Below are 18271 nucleotides of genomic sequence, written 5' to 3' on the forward strand. Positions count from 1 at the left end.
GGTCTTCCTTGTTACAATGTGGTCGCGGCGCGCGCGGACTGTTCATAGGCGCCCGACATGAAACGCAGGACGGCGGCGATCTCGGAAAGCGTCTCCTCGGAAGGACGCGCTTTGGCGGTGGAGGAGACCAGCAGCCGCTCGCGAATTTTTGCGTAGCGCGTGCAGGCGTCCGACCCCTTGTCGGTGATGAGGATGGTCTTTTCCTTGCCTTCCTTGCCCGTCGTCACGAGGCCTGCGGCTTCGAGCTTGCGGATGGCATAGGTCGCGACATGGGTGTCCTCGATGTCGAGCACGAGACAGATGTCGGCGAGCTTCTTGCCGCGATCGCGGTGGCGGATCGTGTGCAGGATCAGGATCTCGATCGGGGAAAGACCGGGTACGCCGGCGGCCGCCATGCAGCGCATCATCCAGCGGTGAAAGGCATGCGACGCGAGGATCAACCCGTATTCGACCTCGGAGAGGCCGGGAGAGCCGCCTTCAGCAAGGTGCGCGGAGGAAACGATCGGGCCGATGGCCGCGACCGGCTTTAGATGTTCGGGCAGGGCATTTTCGGCCCATTCCCGTCCTTCGAAGCTATCCTCCGACTTCTTCGTCATTCAGCTCTTCCTCATCTTGACGATTTTATGTCATCATTTTATCGACATTTTGTCAACGAACTGCTTTGATGAATTTCCGGGCTTGCACAATGAAGCGGCTCGCGAATGAGAGGGATGGACAATGAGCGCACGCGAAACCGGCAGCTGGGACTTCTGGATCGACCGCGGCGGCACCTTCACCGATGTCATCGGTCGCGACCCGCACGGGAACCTGCATGCCCGCAAGGTGCTGTCCGAAAATCCGGAAGCCTACCGCGACGCCGCCGTCCAGGGCATCCGCCTGCATCTCGGCCTTGCGACCGGTGCGCCGATCCCGACCGGTCTGATCGGCGAAGTGCGCATGGGCACGACGGTCGCCACCAACGCGCTGCTCGAGCGCAAGGGCGAGCCCCTGGCTCTCGTGACGACGAAGGGTTTCCGCGATGCGCTGAAGATCGGCTACCAGGAGCGCAAGAAGATCTTCGCGACCGAAATCATCAAGCCGGAAGCGCTCTACCAGGATATCGTCGAACTCGACGAGCGCGTGCTGGCCGACGGTATTGTCGAGCAGCCACTCGACGAGGCGAAGGCGCGCGCGGTCCTCGAAGACCTGAAGGGCAAGGGCTACAAGGCCGTCGCCATTGTCTTCATGCATGCCTACAAATATCCGGAGCACGAGGCGACGGTTGCCTGCATCGCCCGCGAACTCGGCTTTGAGCAGGTCTCGGTCAGCCACGAAGTCTCGCCGCTGATCAAGTATGTCGGGCGCGGCGACACGACTGTCATCGACGCCTATCTCTCCCCCGTGCTGCGCCGCTACGTGGCCCAGGTCTCCGGCGAACTCGACATTGCCCGAACCGGCGCGCGCGTCATGTTCATGATGTCCTCCGGCGGCCTGACCGCGGCTGAAATGTTCCAGGGCAAGGATGCGATCCTCTCCGGTCCGGCCGGCGGCGTCGTCGGCCTTGCCAAGACCGGCGAAGCCGCGGGCTTCGATCGTGTCATCGGCTTCGACATGGGCGGTACCTCGACCGACGTCGCCCATTTCGATGGTGAATATGAGCGGGCGTTCGAGACCGAAGTTGCCGGCGTGCGCGTGCGCGCACCGATGATGCTGATCCACACGGTTGCCGCCGGCGGCGGCTCGATCCTGCATTTCGACGGCGAACGCTTCCGCGTCGGTCCCGACTCGGCCGGCGCCAACCCGGGCCCCGCCTGCTACCGCAATGGCGGCCCGCTTGCTGTCACCGATGCCAATGTCATGCTCGGCAAGCTGATGCCCGATTTCTTCCCGGCGCTGTTCGGCCCGAACCAGGACGAACGTCTCGACGTCGAGACCGTGCGCGGCCGTTTTGCTGCCATGGCAACCGAGATCGGCGATGGCCGCAGCCCCGAGGATGTGGCCGACGGCTTTATCCGCATCGCCGTTGCCAACATGGTCGAGGCGATCAAGAAGATTTCCGTGCAGCGCGGTTATGACGTGACGCGCTATGCGCTGAGCTGCTTCGGCGGCGCCGGCGGCCAGCACGCGTGCCTCGTTGCCGACCAGCTCGGCATGAAGAGCATTCTCGTGCATCCGATGTCCGGCCTGCTTTCGGCCTATGGCATGGGACTTGCCGATATCCGCTCGACTCGCCAGAAGGCGCTCGGCGTCGCGCTCGACGACAAGGCGGCGGCAGCCCTCAGCACGCTGGGCGCCGAGCTGGAAGTCGATTGCCTCGGCGAACTGGAAGCACAAGGAATTGCCCGCGACGAGATTCGCACCCATCTGCGCGCCCATATCCGCTATGCCGGCACCGACACGGTGCTTGCGGTCGACGCGACCTTCCCCGCGCATGACGACATCGCCCGCCTGCGCGCCGAGTTCGAAGAGCTGCACAAGCGCCGCTTCGGCTTCGTCGCCGACAACAAGGCGTTGGTGATCGACGCCGTCGAAGTCGAGACGGTCGGCGGTGGTGCTGCCCAGATGGAACGCGAAGGCGCGTCCGTCACCTCAGGCACACCAGACATCTCGCGCCGCACTCAGTTCTATTCGCAAGGCCAGTTCCACGATGCGCCGGTCCTGCTGCGCGCTGAACTCAGCCCCGGCCAGCGGCTCGACGGTCCGGCGATCATCATCGAGCCGAACCAGACCGTCGTCGTCGAGGACGGCTGGCAGGCGGAACTAACGGCGAAAGACCATATCGTGCTGCGCCGCGTGAAGGCGCTGCAGCAGCAGAGCGCGATCGGTACCCATGCCGATCCGGTCATGCTGGAGATCTTCAACAACCTGTTCATGTCGATCGCCGAGCAGATGGGCGTGACGCTGCAGAACACCGCCTATTCGGTCAACATCAAGGAGCGGCTCGACTTCTCCTGCGCCGTCTTCGACAACCGCGGCAACCTCGTCGCCAATGCGCCGCACATGCCGGTGCATCTGGGTTCCATGGACGCCTCGGTCGCAACCGCGATCCGCGAGAACCCGGTGATCAAGCCCGGTGACGTGTTCCTGATCAACGCGCCCTATAACGGCGGCACGCACTTGCCTGACCTCACCGTCTGTACGCCCGTCTTCGACGATGCCGGACAAGAGATCCGCTTCTGGGTCGCCAGCCGCGGCCACCATGCGGATATCGGCGGCATTTCGCCGGGCTCGATGTCGCCGCTTGCCACCAACATCGAGGAGGAAGGCGTCTATATCGACAACTTCAAGCTCATCGATGCCGGCCGCTTCTGCGAGGCCGAACTCGAGGCGCTCTTGAATGGCGCGCGCTATCCGGTGCGCAACATCCTGCAGAACGTCAACGACCTGAAGGCGCAGGTGGCTGCCAACGAAAAGGGTGTCGCCGAACTCAAGAAGATGATCGCCCAGTTCGGCGAAGACGTGGTCGAGGCCTATATGGGCCACGTCCAGGACAATGCTGCTGAGAGCGTGCGCCGTGTGCTTGACCAGTTGCCGGACGGCGAGTTCTCCTACGAGATGGACCAGGGCTGCAGCATCGTCGTCAAGATCACGGTCGACCGCGACAAGCGCGAGGCGACGGTCGATTTCACCGGCACGTCGGAGCAGCGCGGCGACAACTTCAATGCGCCGGCCCCGGTCACCCGCGCCGCAGTGCTCTATGTCTTCCGCGTGCTGGTCGAGGCCGACATTCCGATGAATGCCGGCTGCCTGCGGCCGATCCACATCGTCATCCCTGAGGGTACGATGCTGACGCCGCGCTATCCGGCGGCCGTCGTTGCCGGCAACGTCGAGGTCAGCCAGGCCGTGACGAACTGCCTGTTCGGCGCGGTCCAGAGCCAGGCCGGCGCGCAAGGGACGATGAACAACCTGACCTTCGGCAACGACAATTATCAGTATTACGAGACGATCTGCTCCGGCGCGCCGGCGGGTCCCGGCTACAACGGTGCCGATGCGGTTCATACGCACATGACCAACTCGCGGCTCACCGATCCGGAAATCCTCGAAACCCGCTTCCCGGTGGTGCTCGAAGACTTCCACATTCGCGTCGGTTCCGGTGGCCGCGGCCAGTGGCACGCGGGAAACGGCACGAAGCGCACGATCCGGGCGCGGGAAACGCTCGACTTCGCGATCCTCTCCGGCCATCGCCGCGTCGCACCCTTCGGCATCAAGGGCGGAAGCCCGGGTGAACTCGGCCGCAACCTCGTGCGCCGCAATGACGGCCGGACGGAGGAACTGTCGGGCTGCGCCCATACGGTTCTCGAAGCTGGCGAAGCCTTTACCGTCGTGACGCCGACCGGCGGTGGATACGGCCGGTCATAGGCCGGAAAGACTGAAATCTCCCAAGACTGCTGCGGTGGTCTGCGGGCGGGCGAGCGATCGTCCGCCCGTTTTTCGTTCCGGCATATGCACAACAACTATTGCTGCATATGCGAAAAGACGCGATCGCTTTTTTAACCCGAATTTAAATTCGAAATTACTAAGTACTTATTGGTCAGTGCGCGCCCCAGTTCCTCCCCTTGCGGGGCCGCAAACATCCGGTCCTCCTCCCGCCGGTTTGGCTGACCATGTCCCCTCCCATCAGCGCGATCGCGACATCACAGGAGTCACGGCAGTGACGTTCAAGAACCTTTCGATTTTGACCAAGGTCGGCCTTGTGGTCGTGGTCATGGGCATATCCTCCATTCTGATCGCGCTTGCCGGTGCGCGTGGTCTTTCCTCGCTCGGTGCGACGATCGTCGATGTCGGCGCGCGTGAGGAAGCAGCGCGCGAGGCAATGGACCTGCGCGTCGACATCATCGCCATCAGCCGCATGACCTATCAGCTCGCCGCCGCCCCGGAGAACGCCGCCGCCTTCGGCGCGGAAACCGAAAAACGTGCGACCGAAATGCTCGGCCGCCTGACCAAGATCGAGGCGGTCGCCGACGATGCCGAAGACAAGCTGCTGAATGACATTCGCCTCACGCTCAACAGCTACTTCGACGAGATCCGTGCCATGGTCGCCGTCGCCGCCGAGAAGGGCGGAGATGCCGGTGCCGTCAAGGCCGCACTCGACAAGGCGCTCGAAGCGCAAAAGACCGTGACGGCAACAGTCAAGACCTACAGCACTTATTCCGGCGAAGCGCTTTCCGCCGCTCGTGAAGAGGCGCTGAATTCCTCGTCCGTCGCCATGACAATCCTCGCCGCGGCCGCCGCGGCCTGCGTGCTCTTCGGCGTCGGCGTCAGCCTCGTCGTTGCCCGCCGCGGCATCGTCATGCCGGTCCGTGACCTGACCTCGACCATGAGCGAACTTGCCGACGGAAAACTGGATGGAGATGCGACGGACGTTTCCCGCCAGGACGAGATCGGCGAGATGGCCCGCGCCGTGGAAGTCTTCCGCAAGAACGGCATCGCCATGCGCGCGATGAAGGCGCAGGAAGCGGCACTGCATGCGCGCAGCAGCGACCTGCAGTCCAACATCAGCGTCGTCGTCGCCTCTGCCGTTGCCGGCGATTTCACCGGCCGCATCAACAAGGACTATGAAAACGACGACCTCAACCGCTTCGCATCGAGCGTCAACGAGCTCGTCTCCAGCGTCGACCAGACCGTCACCGAAGTCCGCCGCGTGATTGCGGCGCTTGCCGACGCCGACCTGACGCAGAACATGCGCGGCGAATTCCACGGTGCCTTCGCCGAGCTGCAGACGAACGTCAACCAGACGATGGTGACGCTGCGCTCGACCATGCAGAACGTGCGCACCGCGGCCAGCACCATCAACGACAACTCCGCCGAACTGAGCTCGGCTGCCAATGATCTGTCGAAGCGCACGGAACAGCAGGCGGCAGCGCTTGAGGAAACCGCAGCGGCGCTCGACGAAATCACCTCGACCGTGCGCACCGCCTCGGAGCGGGCGAATGAGGCGCATGAGATGGTGCGCGCCACCAAGGAGAGTGCCGGTCGTTCCGGCGCGATCGTGCGCAGCGCCGTCGATGCCATGGGCCGCATCGAGGGTTCGTCCAACCGCATCAACCAGATCATCTCGGTCATCGACGAAATCGCCTTCCAGACGAACCTGCTGGCGCTCAATGCCGGCGTCGAAGCGGCACGCGCGGGCGAAGCCGGCCGCGGTTTTGCCGTCGTCGCCCAGGAAGTGCGCGAGTTGGCGCAACGCTCGGCCAACGCCGCCAAGGAAATCAAGACGCTGATCCACAGCTCGGCGTCGGAAGTCGAAAACGGCGTGGCGCTGGTGCGCTCGACCGGCGAGGCGCTGCTGGAGATCGAGACGCTGGTCAACAATGTCAGCGGCCACGTCAACACGATCGCGACGGCCGCGCGCGAGCAGGCGACCGCGCTGCAGGAGATCAACACCTCCGTCAACCACATGGACCAGATGACCCAGCAGAACGCGGCGATGGTGGAAGAGACGACAGCCGCCAGCGGCACGCTCGCCGAAGAGAGCCGTCAGTTGCGCACGATGCTGGCGAAGTTCAAGCTGGAAGGTGCTGCAGCCCGCGAAGGCTGGAGCCGCGCGGCTTAGACCCAGCCGTAGCGCAAGCACCAAACAAATCTAAGATCGGGGCGGCGGCAAACCGCCCCGATCGTTTTTGTTTTTCCCAGGAAGCCGTGCATGCTCTGAAAATGCGGCGGACGGTCGGCGCCGGCCGCTTCATTCGAAGGCACCGTTAGAAGCGCACGCTGATCCCCACTCTGCCGCCAGCGGCCCGTTCGCCATCTTCCTCGATGTTGAAAAGCAGAGCCGCGTCCAGATTCCAATTGATGTCGTTGGAGAGATCGATGCCCGCCGACAACGTGCCGAAAGCACCGCTGTTGTCGAGTGCGGCAAAGCCGACACTGGCGCCCATTCGTGGCGTTAGCGTCAAGCCATTTTCTAGCTCGTAGCTGCGCTCGATTTCCGCACCGGCGCTGAAGCGCCATTGCTGCTCGGTAAAGCCGTCGAGGGATACGGTCCCGCCGGCGCCGTTCGAGACGCTATAGTCATCGACCTTTTCATTGAAGAAGACCGCCCTGAGTTTCGGTGTGAGGATCGTGTCCTCATCGATCAGCCATTGTCCCTGCAGCTTGGTGTCCCACAGCCAGCGCGTTGTGTCGAACGAGCCGTCGAAGAACGCCGTGTCGATGTCGTTCCAAGAACCGCCATAGAGCAGGCTCGTGTCGAGGAACACGCCCTTGCCGATCTCGAACGAGGCGTAGGGGCCGGCGAGCCAACCGTTGCCGGTCAGCTCGGCATCCTCCTCAGTCGGGTCGCTCATGCGGTCGAAATGGAAGGATAGACCGACGAGTGCCTTTTCGTTGATGAGGTAGTCGGCCCCCGCCGAGAACATTCCGAAATTGCCCCATCGGCCGTCGTTCTGATCGCGCTTGTGCATCAGGAACGTGCCGTCGATCCAGACGTCGAAAGGCGAGAGCATCGGATTGGCCTGCGTTTCGGCGCCTTCGGCGGTTTTGCGGGCCGCTTCGATCTGCGAAAGGCTGGTGGCAAAACCAAGCGTAATGCCGTCGGCCGACGGCGACACGCGGGTCGTGACGGGATCGCTGCTCGTCGCGTTTCTCCGCCGATCGAGCAGACCCGGCACCTTCAGGGTCGAGGAGATGAGGTTCTGTCGGGTTTCGACGAAACCACGGACAAGACGGTCGACTTCATCGGCGACATGAAGAGGATCAAAACCGATGCGATAGGAAACGCTGGCGACGTTCGACGCGCCGCTGGCGCTCGACAGTCTGTAGCCGACAATGGCGGTTCCTGAGAAGGCAGGGTTCGGGGTGAATTTCAGATAGTATCCGACCGGTGTGAAGCTGCCGGCGGCCGCAAGTTCACCTTCGATGATCTCAGCCCTTCCCGCGTTCGGCGGCTGGACGAACGCGACGGCGGCCGAGGTGAAGGGGCCGCCGGTCGCGCCAGCGTTCAGATAGACATTCGGCGGCGAAGAGCCGGGGGGAACGGTGACTGTCCTGTCGGGCGCTGTCACCTCGCGCGCCTCGACCGTGATGGAATAGGACGCCGTGCCGCTGTTGCCGGCCGTGTCCGTCGCCCTGATCGTGAACCGGTGTTCGCCGATTGTCGCGTCTGCGTCGAGCGGCCCCGTCAGCGCGCCGGTAGAGACGTTCAGGATCATTCCCTTGGGCAGGCTGCCGCCGCTGATGTCGTAGAGCAGCGCGCCGATACCGCCGTTTGCCGCTATGCCGACGCTGTAGTTCTCGCCGGCCATGGCTGCCGGCAAGGCACCGGCCGCTGGCACGAACGACAAAGCCAGTGGTGCAACCTTGATTGTCAGGGCATATGTCGATGAGCCGCTTGTGCCATATGCATCCGTGGCGGTGACGGTGAAGTTGGAGCTGCCGGCCGCAGTCGGGGTTCCGGACAAGGTGCCGTCGGCCGCGATGCTGAGGCCCGCCGGAAGTGTGCCTGCAGTCACCGAATAGGAGTAGGGTGCTGCACCGCCGCTGGCAGAGATCGTTTGGCTGTAGGCGGTGCCGACCGTTCCTGCGGCGAGGCCCGAAGGCGCTACCGTGATCGTCGGGGCGTTGACGGCCAATGTGTAGCTCTGCGCCCCGGTTCTGCCGAGGGCGTCGGTTGCCTGGATGTCGAACGTGGCGTTCCCGCTCGCAGCCGGCGTGCCGGAGAGCGTCCCGTCGGCGGCAAGGTTGAGGCCTGCGGGCAACGCGCCTGAGCTGACGGAAAATCCGTAAGGGCTGACGCCGCCGCTGGCGATCAACGTCTGGCTATAGGCGGTGCCTGTCGACGCGGAGGGCAGCGTCGCAGGCGAGAGTGTGATCGTGGGCGTGCCAACCACCAGCGTATAGGCTTTATCGGCGAAAAAGGGCGCGCCGGTTCCGCTGGAGCTGTCGGTGGCGCGAATTGTAACGTTGAAGGTTCCGCTCGCTGTCGGCGTGCCGGAAAGGGTACTGTCTGCGGCCAGGGTGATGCCGGCCGGCAACGTGCCTGACACGATGGACAAGGTGTACGGTGCTGTTCCGCCGGTTGCCGTCACCGGCTGATTGTAGGCGACACCTATTTCACCGGCGGCAAGGGTTGCCGGTGAAAAGGTGATCGTCGGTGCGCCAACCGTGACCGTGTAGGCCTGAGTGCCGATGCTGCCGAGAGCGTCGGTCGCCTTGACGGTGAACGAGTAGCTTCCGCTGCCTGTTGCCGTCCCGGATAATGTTCCGTCGCCCGACAATGCGATCCCCGGCGGGGCTGTGCCTGAAGACATCGTATAGCTGTACGGTCCGGTTCCGCCGGTCGCCACGATCGCCTGATTGTAGGCAGCACCGATCGATATGGCTGGCAAGGTCGCAGGCGAGAGCGTGATCGCCGGTGCCCCGATCAACAGTGTGTAGGTCCGGGTGCTGGTATAGGGGCCGGCGCCGGTGGAACTGTCGGTGACCTCAATGGTGACGTTGGAAGTGCCGATCGCCGTTGGCGTGCCGGACAAGGTGCCGTCTGTGGCAAGCGTCACCCCCGCCGGCAATGCGCCAACCTTGACGTTAAAGCTATACGGCGCTGTTCCACCGCTGGCCAGAATGGTCTGGCTGTAGGCCGCGCCGATATTGCCGCCTGGAAGGCTTGCCGGAGATATGGCGATCGTCGGAGCGTTGACGGTGAGGGTGTAGGCCAGCGCGCCGGTGCTGCCGAACGCGTCGGTCGCCACGACCGTGAACGCGAAACTTCCTCCAGCCGTCGGCGTGCCGGAGAGTGTCCCGTTGCTCGCCAAGGTCAGTCCCGCCGGAAGTGAGCCAGATTGCACCGTGTAGCTGTAGGGGCCGGATCCGCCCGTTGCGGTGATCGTCTGGCTATAGGCGGTGGCGACCGTTGCTGCAGGCAAGGTCGCAGGCAAAAGCGCAATCGTCGGCGCCACTATTTCAAGGGTGTACGCCGCAGTGATGGTATCGTTATGGCCATCCGTGGCCGCGATCGAAAAGTTGAAGGTATTGGCCGCCGTCGGTGTACCCGAGAGCGCACCGGCCGATGAGAGGGTCAACCCGGCTGGAAGTGCGCCCGCCGCAAGGGAATAGGTCCGGGGCGACAGTCCTCCGGAGGCGACGAAATCCAGGTCGTAGGATGCCCCGACGGTGCCCTGGGCCAAAGTGCCGGCTGGCGGGGCAAGCGACAGCGGTGCACCGCGCGTGACGGCAACCGAATAGGTCTTCTGAGTGGATCGATCCTGCGCGGTAACGGTCACGGAGATGGAGTTCATTCCCACGGCCAGGCTGATTGCGCCCGAAGGCGAGCCGCTTGCGACCGGAGCGCCGTTGACGGAGACAGTCGCTCCGCTGTCGATGGTCGTTGGGGTCAGGGACAGCGACGAGACGCTGTTTGGAACATTGATGGAATAGTTGGTCGTCGTTGAAGAGAACGAAGGCGAAAGCGTCCCCGCGCTCGGGGAGAGGAGGCTGAGCGTCGCGTCAATCGATGGCGCGTTATAGGTGAAACCTCCCGGAAGCGTCCCTGTCCCGGCCGGGTTGGTGATGACGACATCGACTGCACCAGCCGCATGCGTCGGCGCGACGGCGGTTATCTGCGTGGCGCTGACGACGACGACGGACGTGGCAGCGGTCCCGCCGAAGGTGACACCTGTCGTCCCGGTAAAATCGGTGCCGCTGATTGTGACGGCGGTCGTGTCCAATGTCAGGCCGGAAGCGGGTGAGATCGACGTGACGGTGGGCGGCGACAGCGTCGAGCGACATGTGACCGTAGCGGTCGCGACGCCACCCTGGTAGCCGCCTGCAACGTAGATCCAGTAGCTTTCCGCGGGGTCAAGCGAGATGGTGCCGGATCGCATGAAATCGTTCGGCTCGGTCATGCCGATCGTGTGCTCAACGACCGTTATGTCATAGGCGCTGCCTTTCGAAACGCCGAACGACGCACCGGACGTGCCGCCTTTTTCCGTGGCACTGCTGTTGGTCGTGGTGGCCGTATAGGAGAGTTCTTCTCCTTGCTCGAATGACGCGTAGTAGCCGTCGAACCATGCGCTTGGTACGCCGCGCGAAACATTCGACCAATTGGCGTTGATTTCGTTGCAAGCATTTGAGAGGGCGTAGGCGTTGCCGGCCACCAGTAGCGCAACGAGGAACGTCGCAAACCACGTGGCGATCGCCTTGCTCCAACGGGGCAGACCTGCCGGGCGCATGCGGCGGGCCACCGGGAGCGCGACGGGAGAAGAATTTCGTGTTGCAACGATTTCTCGCCCAGAGTCACGACAGGAATACGTCATCGAAAAAGTGCCCCACCACGAATGCCAAACGCAAGCGTGCGTGGCGAGAAGGCAAGGCCTTCGTCACACGCTTCCTTCGTCTGGATTGTCCCCCGATTGCCGTCGCTCCGTTGCCACCAACAGAGCTCAGCAAGTGATAAATATTATCTATTGCTGGTTCGCATATGTGTGGCTGTAACCTTCTTGCCACACACGTGCAGATTTAGTGATTTTGCCTGGGATATTCATCCTTCAGCGATGTCCGCTGCGGCACTGCCGTTCCTGTTCTGCTTTTGCGAGGACAGGGCGGCAGATGCCGCCGAAGGCTTTTCAAGGGGCGATTCTCCCCATCTGGCGCGCCGTGTCGGCTCGGGCAGGCACGGTTTTCGTGATTAGCCCTGCCGGCCCTCGGGCTTTGCGCAAGCGGTCGTCCCCATCATTCTTCCCCATTTGCTGGGAAGCATGCCTGTTAGCCGCTATTCTGGAACACAGACGTGTGAGTCGTTAATTTGCGGGACAACCGAATGACGCAGCAGTTCGACCTCTTTGTTTCGGACGAGGCAACTTCCAAAAAGGCGGGCGGTGGACCGGCGGTCAAGCGGGCATCGCTGACCGAGGACGATATGGTCCGCCACCTTCAGGCCACGGGTCGCTATCGCCTGTTGCAGCGGCTTGTGCCGCGCGCTGTGGTGCCTGTTGCGCGTCCCGGCTTCCCCCTGCATGGCGTCATTCTCGATACCGAAACCACAGGGCTCAACCATCGCAAGGATGAGATCATCGAGATCGGCCTGATCGCCTTTACCTTCGATGAGAAGGGAAACCTGGGAGACGTGACTGGCGTTTTCGGCGGCTTGCGCCAGCCGTCCAATCCGATCCCTGCGGAAATCACTCGTCTTACCGGCATCACCAACGAGATGGTCGCGGGAAAGACGATCGACCTCGACGAAGTGCGGACGCTGATGGAAAAGGCGGACCTTGTCATCGCCCACAATGCCGGCTTCGACCGTCCCTTCTGCGAGGCCTTCTCGCCCGTTTTTGCAGGAAAGGCATGGGCCTGTTCCGTCTCCGAGATCGATTGGTCTTCCCGCGGCTTCGAAGGCACCAAGCTCGGCTATCTGATCGGGCAGGCCGGTTACTTCCACGACGGCCACCGGGCGGTCGACGACTGTTTCGCTCTGCTCGAAGTCCTTGCCAAGGATAGCGGCTCCGGCAGCACGCCCTTTGCCGAACTCTACGAGGCGAGCCAGCGATCGCGCGTCCGCATTTTTGCGGAAAACAGCCCCTTCGACATGAAGGATCATCTGAAAGCTCGCGGCTACCGCTGGTCTGACGGAAGCGACGGCCGTCCGAAATCCTGGTGGGTCGAAGTCGCCGAAACCGCACTTGAAGACGAACTCGGCTACCTCCGCTCGGAGATCTATCGCTGGAAGGAAGCCGATCCGCCGATCAAGCGCTTGACCGCTTTCGATCGCTTCCGGGCCTGACACGCTAACGAGCCGCTGCGGCTGACAGGGCAAGCCCTTGGGTGAAGCGGGCGTCGCTCGATTGAAACATCCTCTTCCCGCCGATCTTTGCATGACGCGGCAAACCTATCGTAGCGCAGGCGCCAGGCTGAGGCTGTCCTGCGCCGGACGCGGGCTGACGGCCCGCTACGCCCCGATTTGCCTGTCTTTCCACATCTGGCAAACAACGCCCGGTTTACCGTTAACCGCTGAATTCACGCACAAAAAGCGTGGACGCCCGACCGAATCCGACTATACGTGCGCAGACTTGACTTAGAAATTCAAGTTTTATGCTGTTGTTATAGTTGATGTTTCAATGTCGATGTTCGCAATGTCGTCCAGTTTTGAGAGTGCTCCCAAGCGTGGGATGACCCGCGATCGCCGACACTTTGTCTGGCAGCCAGTCTGCATGGGCGCAACCGAACGCGCCGTGACCGACGGGCCCGTTACGCACCCGCTTTGCCGAAGCGAGCTGCTGCGCACGAGACCCGTCTGTCGGTCGAAATAGCCGCAACTGAACGCAATGTCCGGGGCTCGTCCTGCACCGTTGTTCAACGGGCAAGGCGCGTGCGTCGCGTTCTGAGCGGCGGCTGGGTTCGGCCGGCGACAGTGGCGGATACGGAATTCACCTTAATCGAAGTTACAGGGGTAAGAGAATGGCAAGGGGCAGGTTCAATTCGGTTTCGCGTCGGCGAGCCAAAGTCGTGCTGGCGGGCGTGTCGCTGCTGGCAATGTCCGCCGTGGCGGCGTCGGCCCAGGAGGCACGCAAGACCAACCGGGTCGAAAGCCCGGCCCAGGCTGAACGCAATTCGGGCGGCGCGACGCAGCTGGCCCCCATCGTGGCCGTCGGGCAAGCGGGCGGTCAGCCGCCTGAGACCGGCACCATCGGCCAGCCGTCAGCTCCCTATGCGGGCGGTCAGATGGCGACCGGTGCGCGGCTTGGCGCGCTCGGCAACCGTCCTGTCAAGGAAACCCCGTTCAGCGTCACCAGCTACACGGATAAGCTGATCCGCGATCAGCAGGCGCGAACGGTCGCCGATGTCACCCTCAACGATCCCTCGGTACGCATGGATGCGCCGGCGTTCAGCGAGCGTGATTCGTTCTTCATTCGCGGCTTCTCGGTCACCAATCTGGATACGGCCTATGACGGCCTCTTCTACATCACCAACCCGCGCCGCAGCCCCCTTGAGGGTATCGAGCGCGTCGAGGTCCTGAAAGGCCCGAGCGCGCTGGTCAACGGCGGCGTCGGCCGCGTCGGTGGGACTATCAATCTGGTGCCCAAGCGCGCCACCGACGAGCCGCTGACGCGACTGACGACCACCTATATGTCGGACTCGCAATTGTGGTCGCACCTCGATGTCGGTCGCCGTTTCGGGCCCGAGGGCGAATGGGGCGTCCGTTTCAACGGTTCCTATCGTGGCGGCGACACGGCGCTTGACCACAACGAAAACGAGATCGGCGTGCTGTCGCTCGGGCTCGACTATCGCGGCGATCGGGTGCGTGCCTCGCTCGACCTCAATCATTCCAAGCAGAACATCAATGCGCCGGCCTCGCTGTTCAACGCGGCAGCGCCGGGCATCAAGATCCCGGAAGCGCCGGACGGCCGGATCAACACGTCCAACCCGTTCGAATACCATGACAGTGAACACAATATGGTCGCTGGCCGCGTCGAGTTCGACGTGCTGGAGAACACCACTGTTTACGCCGCCGGCGGCATCAGCCGCTACCGCGAGGACTTCCTGAGCACGTCCTACACCATTCAAAATCCCAATGGCGATGCGCTGGCCGAGTTCGGCTACAATCCGCAGGAGATCCAGGGGGTCTCGGGTGAGGTTGGTCTCCGCTCGGAGTTCGATACCGGACCCGTCGGTCACCAGCTCAGCGTTTCTGTGAGCCGAGCGCTCAACGAGAACAACCGCGGCTACTTCCATCCGGGCAGGCTCGGCTTCAGAAGCTACATGACCAACATCTACAATCCGATCTATGTGCCGAGCGATTGGGTCAATACGGGCGGGCTTCCGCGCTCGAACGACCTGCATGCGTTTTCGGACCTGCTCGCGACCAGCGTCGCGATCTCCGATACGCTTTCCTTTGCCGAAGACCGTTTCCAGCTGACGGTCGGCGGGCGCTATCAGGAAATGCGTGTACGAGGGTACAATACGCGTCCCGGCGCCGTGCCGCTCGGTCAACAGACCTACTATTACGAGGAAGGCCGGTTCAGCCCTGCCGTCGCGGCACTCGTAAACGTCACCGACAGCTTCTCTGTCTACGGCAACTACGTGGAAGCTCTGACCGAAGGGCCGTCAGCGCCGTCCAACGCTCTGAACAGCGACCAGATTTTCCCTCCTGTTGTCAGCAAGCAGAAGGAAATCGGCTTCAAATACGACCTCGGCGAAGTAATGCTCGGCGCAGCGCTGTTCGAGATCAGGCAGCCAAACGGTTTGACAACCGGCGGCGTCTTCGCCGTCGACGGCCTGCAGGTGAACCGTGGCATCGAGCTTTCAGCCTATGGCGAACCGGTTGACGGCGTTCGCTTGCTTGGTGGCATCACCTTCATGGACGCCAAGCTCGATAAGGCAGAGAACTCGAGAACAGGAGAGCGGTTCGATGGCAACCGTGTGCCCGGCGTCCCGACGACCGCGATCAGCCTCTATGGTGAATACGACACACCCTGGGTCGAGGACCTGACGCTCACCGGTCGCCTCGTTTATACCGGCAGCACCTACTACGACCAGAGGAACACGCAGAAGGTCTCGGACTGGACGCGGGTCGATCTCGGTGCGCGTTACTCCTTCGAGCGTGAAAACGCTAAGCCGGTGGAAATCCGGGCGACCGTCCAGAACGTGTTCGACGAGAACTACTGGGCCTCGTCCGCCCGTGGCTTCCTTGCCGCCGGCGCGCCGCGCACCTTCATGGTGTCGACTGCGTTTGAATTCTGAGCCAGAGGAGCTTCAGTCACAAAAAGAAACGGCCGGCATTCTGCCGGCCGTTTCTCGTTTCGGGGGGCGTGCCGATCAGGCTTCCGGCGAATAACCGAAGACGACGGCCGGGTTTTCCGCGGTCTCGACCCAGACGCTCTTCGTCTGTGTATAGGCCATCAGTGCATCACGGCCGGAGGAGCGGCCATAGCCGGAGCGGCCGAAGCCGCCGAAGGGCGACATGACACTGATCGTCTTGTAGCCGTTGATCCAGAAGGTCCCGGCCCGCACCCTTGAAGCGACCCGGTGTGCGCGGCCGACATCACGGGTCCAAACGGCGCCTGCCAGGCCGTACGGGTTGTCGTTGGCGAGGGTGACCGCCTCGTCCTCGTCGTCGAAGACCGTGACGCCGACGACCGGGCCGAAGACCTCTTCGCGGGCGATCGTCATGTCCGGCTTGACGTTGTCGAGAATGGTCGGCGCGAAATAGAAGCCGCCGGAGGCTTGAAGAGAAGCCGGCTTGGCGCCGCCGGTTGCAAGCGTTGCACCTTCGGCAACGCCCTGGCGCACCATTTCCTCGATCTTCGCCCATTGTCGTGCATTGTTGATCGGGCCGATCTGCGTGCTGTCGAGATAGGGATCGCCGACGGGGATGCGCGCGGCAGCCTCGGCATAACGCTCGACGAACTGCTGGTGCACCGAGCGATGCACGAGCAGGCGTGAGCCGGCAACGCAGCTCTGGCCGGCGCCAGAGAAGATCGCCGATTGGGCGCCGACGATGGCGCGGTCGATATCGGCATCGGCAAAGACGATGTTGCCGGACTTGCCGCCGAGTTCGAGGATACAGGGCACGACGTTCTTCGCAGCCGCTGCCGCAATGGCCGAACCGGCAAGCGCCGAGCCGACGAAGACGACGAGTGCCGTTTTCGGATGGGCGACCATCGCCTGGCCCGCCGTTACGCCCTGGCCGGCGATGACGTTGACGAGGCCACGGGGCGCGCCGCCCGCCTCGCAGAGCGCACCGAGCACGAGCGTGCTGAGCGGCGTCAGTTCCGACGGCTTGATGACGACGCCGTTGCCGGCGCAGATCGCAGGCGCAATCTGCCATCCGCCGGTAAAGAGCGGCGCGTTCCAAGGGGTGATCTGGGCGACGACGCCAACCGGCTCGTTGCGGGTATAGTTCAGATGCGAGGTCGGGACCGGGATGACCTCGCCGTGCAGCTTGTCGCACCAGCCGGCATAATATTCGAACATCTCGGCGACCCGGACAGCCTCGCCACGGATGTCGCGGATCGGCCGGCCGGCCGAGCGGCTTTCGAGCTCGGCAATCTCGCCGGCGCGCTCGCGGATCTTGCGGGCGATCTCGTTCATCACCCGGCCGCGCGCCGAAGCGGTCATCGAGATCCATTCGCGCTGGGCGCGCGCTGCCGCCTGCATGGCGGCGTCGACGATATCAGCGCCGGCGTCCTTGAAGGTGGCGAAGACTTCGCCGGTCGCCGGATCGGTGAGCGCCTGCTCGTCGCCGGAACCGGGCACCAGCGTGCCGTCGACATAGCTGCCGATCTCGGTGCCGGGAATGATGCCGTGGAACAGCGCCCGGATGCGCTCGGCCTTGGCGGGCATGGTCATGTCGTTCATCGTCGTTCCCTTCAAGTCTCAGTTGTCGTTGGCCACCGGGCGGAAGGCGCCCATGCGGGTGAAGTCCTCGGCGTTTTCGAGCGGGCTCTCGGCCCAGAGCTTGGCGACCGCGCCCGAGAGCGGCAGATCGGCGCCGGTGCGGGCCGCAAGCTCGCTGGCAAGCCGCACGTCCTTGCGCATCAGGCCCATGGTGAAGCCGCTGTCGAAGCGGCCGTTCATCACCCAGGTCGGGAAATGCACTTCGCTGATCATCGATTTGCCGGACGCGGCGTTGAGCACCTTCAGCGCCTCGTCCGCATCGAGCCCGGCGGCAAGCGCCAGCTTCAGCCCTTCGCCCGTCGTCACCATATGGGCGGCGGCGAGCAGGTTGTTGACGAGCTTGGCAACGTTGCCGGCGCCGCTCGGGCCGACATGCAGGGCCTTGGCCGACATCGCGTCGATCACCGGGCCGGCAAGGGCGACGTCCGCGTCACTGCCACCGATCATCATCGTCAGCTTGCCGCTTGCGGCACCTGCCGGACCGCCGGAGACCGGCGCGTCGATGAAGCCGTGGCCGAGGCCGGCAAGGGCTGCGGCGAGATCACGCGAGACATCCGGCTCGGAGGTCGAGGTGTCGATGATGACGACGCGGCGGCCGGCCGCCTTCAGCGCTTCGAGATTGGCCTCGACGACGGCTGCCACGTCCTTGGCGGTCGGCAGCGAGAAGACGATGAAGTTGGTGTCGAAGAAGACGTCAGTCAGAGCCTCGACCGGGGTCACCCCGCCTTCGGCGGCAAGCGTGCGCCGGGCCTCGGAGAGGTCGAAGCCCTTGACGGCAAAACCTTTGCCGGCGAGCGTCGTCGCCATGCCGAGACCCATGGCGCCCAAACCCACCACGCCAACTGTCGTTCGTTCCGCCGTCATGATCCGCTTACCCTCGTATGATCAGAATGATCCGGCGAAGGTGGCATGCGGGCTGGCGAGCGGGTAGACGGCGCGCCTGGTACAATGCGTTGCTGGCGTGGCA

General features: G+C 63.5%; 8 protein-coding genes. 4 read left to right on the plus strand and 4 right to left on the minus strand.

Going from position 1 to position 18271, the window contains the following annotated elements; translation table 11 throughout:
• Nucleotides 1–11 precede the first annotated feature (11 nt).
• Nucleotides 12–596 (minus strand): winged helix DNA-binding protein, encoded by a 585-nt coding sequence (locus BLU15_RS17540; RefSeq protein ID WP_043622645.1) that lies wholly within the window; start codon nucleotides 594–596, stop codon nucleotides 12–14.
• 121 nt (nucleotides 597–717) lie between these two features.
• On the opposite strand from BLU15_RS17540, the gene BLU15_RS17545 reads away from it, so the two are divergent.
• Nucleotides 718–4338, plus strand: coding sequence for a hydantoinase B/oxoprolinase family protein (locus BLU15_RS17545; protein WP_090296801.1), 3621 nt, complete (start codon nucleotides 718–720; stop codon nucleotides 4336–4338).
• Nucleotides 4339–4630: 292 nt separating this feature from the next.
• Complete coding sequence (locus BLU15_RS17550; RefSeq protein WP_060521973.1) at nucleotides 4631–6532, plus strand: methyl-accepting chemotaxis protein; 1902 nt, start codon at nucleotides 4631–4633, stop codon at nucleotides 6530–6532.
• Between the two features lie 145 nt (nucleotides 6533–6677).
• Here BLU15_RS17550 and BLU15_RS17555 read toward each other — a convergent pair whose 3' ends face one another.
• The gene (locus BLU15_RS17555) at nucleotides 6678–11144 is read right to left on the minus strand and encodes a putative Ig domain-containing protein (RefSeq protein ID WP_162741112.1); all 4467 of its coding nucleotides are present in this window, start codon (nucleotides 11142–11144) and stop codon (nucleotides 6678–6680) included.
• 587 nt (nucleotides 11145–11731) lie between these two features.
• On the opposite strand from BLU15_RS17555, the gene BLU15_RS17560 reads away from it, so the two are divergent.
• Entirely contained in the window at nucleotides 11732–12691 is a 960-nt protein-coding gene (locus BLU15_RS17560; RefSeq protein ID WP_060521975.1) for a 3'-5' exonuclease, read from the plus strand.
• Nucleotides 12692–13365: 674 nt separating this feature from the next.
• Nucleotides 13366–15648: a TonB-dependent receptor gene (locus tag BLU15_RS17565; protein ID WP_371589960.1), complete on the plus strand. Its 2283-nt coding sequence runs from the start codon at nucleotides 13366–13368 to the stop codon at nucleotides 15646–15648.
• A gap of 75 nt (nucleotides 15649–15723) precedes the next feature.
• On the opposite strand, the gene BLU15_RS17570 is transcribed toward BLU15_RS17565, so the two are convergent.
• Both BLU15_RS17570 and BLU15_RS17575 read right to left on the minus strand, forming a co-directional pair.
• Entirely contained in the window at nucleotides 15724–17265 is a 1542-nt protein-coding gene (locus BLU15_RS17570; protein ID WP_060530414.1) for an aldehyde dehydrogenase family protein, read from the minus strand.
• Between the two features lie 18 nt (nucleotides 17266–17283).
• On the minus strand, nucleotides 17284–18168 hold the full coding sequence (locus BLU15_RS17575; RefSeq protein WP_034805645.1) for an NAD(P)-dependent oxidoreductase: 885 nt from the start codon (nucleotides 18166–18168) through the stop codon (nucleotides 17284–17286).
• Nucleotides 18169–18271: the final 103 nt, after the last annotated feature.

Origin of the sequence: Ensifer sp. YR511, assembly GCF_900103045.1 — a bacterium.
Classification (GTDB): domain Bacteria; phylum Pseudomonadota; class Alphaproteobacteria; order Rhizobiales; family Rhizobiaceae; genus Ensifer; species Ensifer adhaerens.

Bases quoted from the DNA above. Each gene is read 5' to 3' on its own strand.
- BLU15_RS17540 (WP_043622645.1), bottom strand. From the start codon at position 596: ATGACGAAGAAGTCGGAGGATAGCTTCGAAGGACGGGAATGGGCCGAA.
- BLU15_RS17545 (WP_090296801.1), top strand. From the start codon at position 718: ATGAGCGCACGCGAAACCGGCAGCTGGGACTTCTGGATCGACCGCGGC.
- BLU15_RS17555 (WP_162741112.1), bottom strand. From the start codon at position 11,144: ATGCGCCCGGCAGGTCTGCCCCGTTGGAGCAAGGCGATCGCCACGTGG.
- BLU15_RS17560 (WP_060521975.1), top strand. From the start codon at position 11,732: ATGACGCAGCAGTTCGACCTCTTTGTTTCGGACGAGGCAACTTCCAAA.
- BLU15_RS17565 (WP_371589960.1), top strand. From the start codon at position 13,366: ATGGCAAGGGGCAGGTTCAATTCGGTTTCGCGTCGGCGAGCCAAAGTC.
- BLU15_RS17570 (WP_060530414.1), bottom strand. From the start codon at position 17,265: ATGAACGACATGACCATGCCCGCCAAGGCCGAGCGCATCCGGGCGCTG.
- BLU15_RS17575 (WP_034805645.1), bottom strand. From the start codon at position 18,168: ATGACGGCGGAACGAACGACAGTTGGCGTGGTGGGTTTGGGCGCCATG.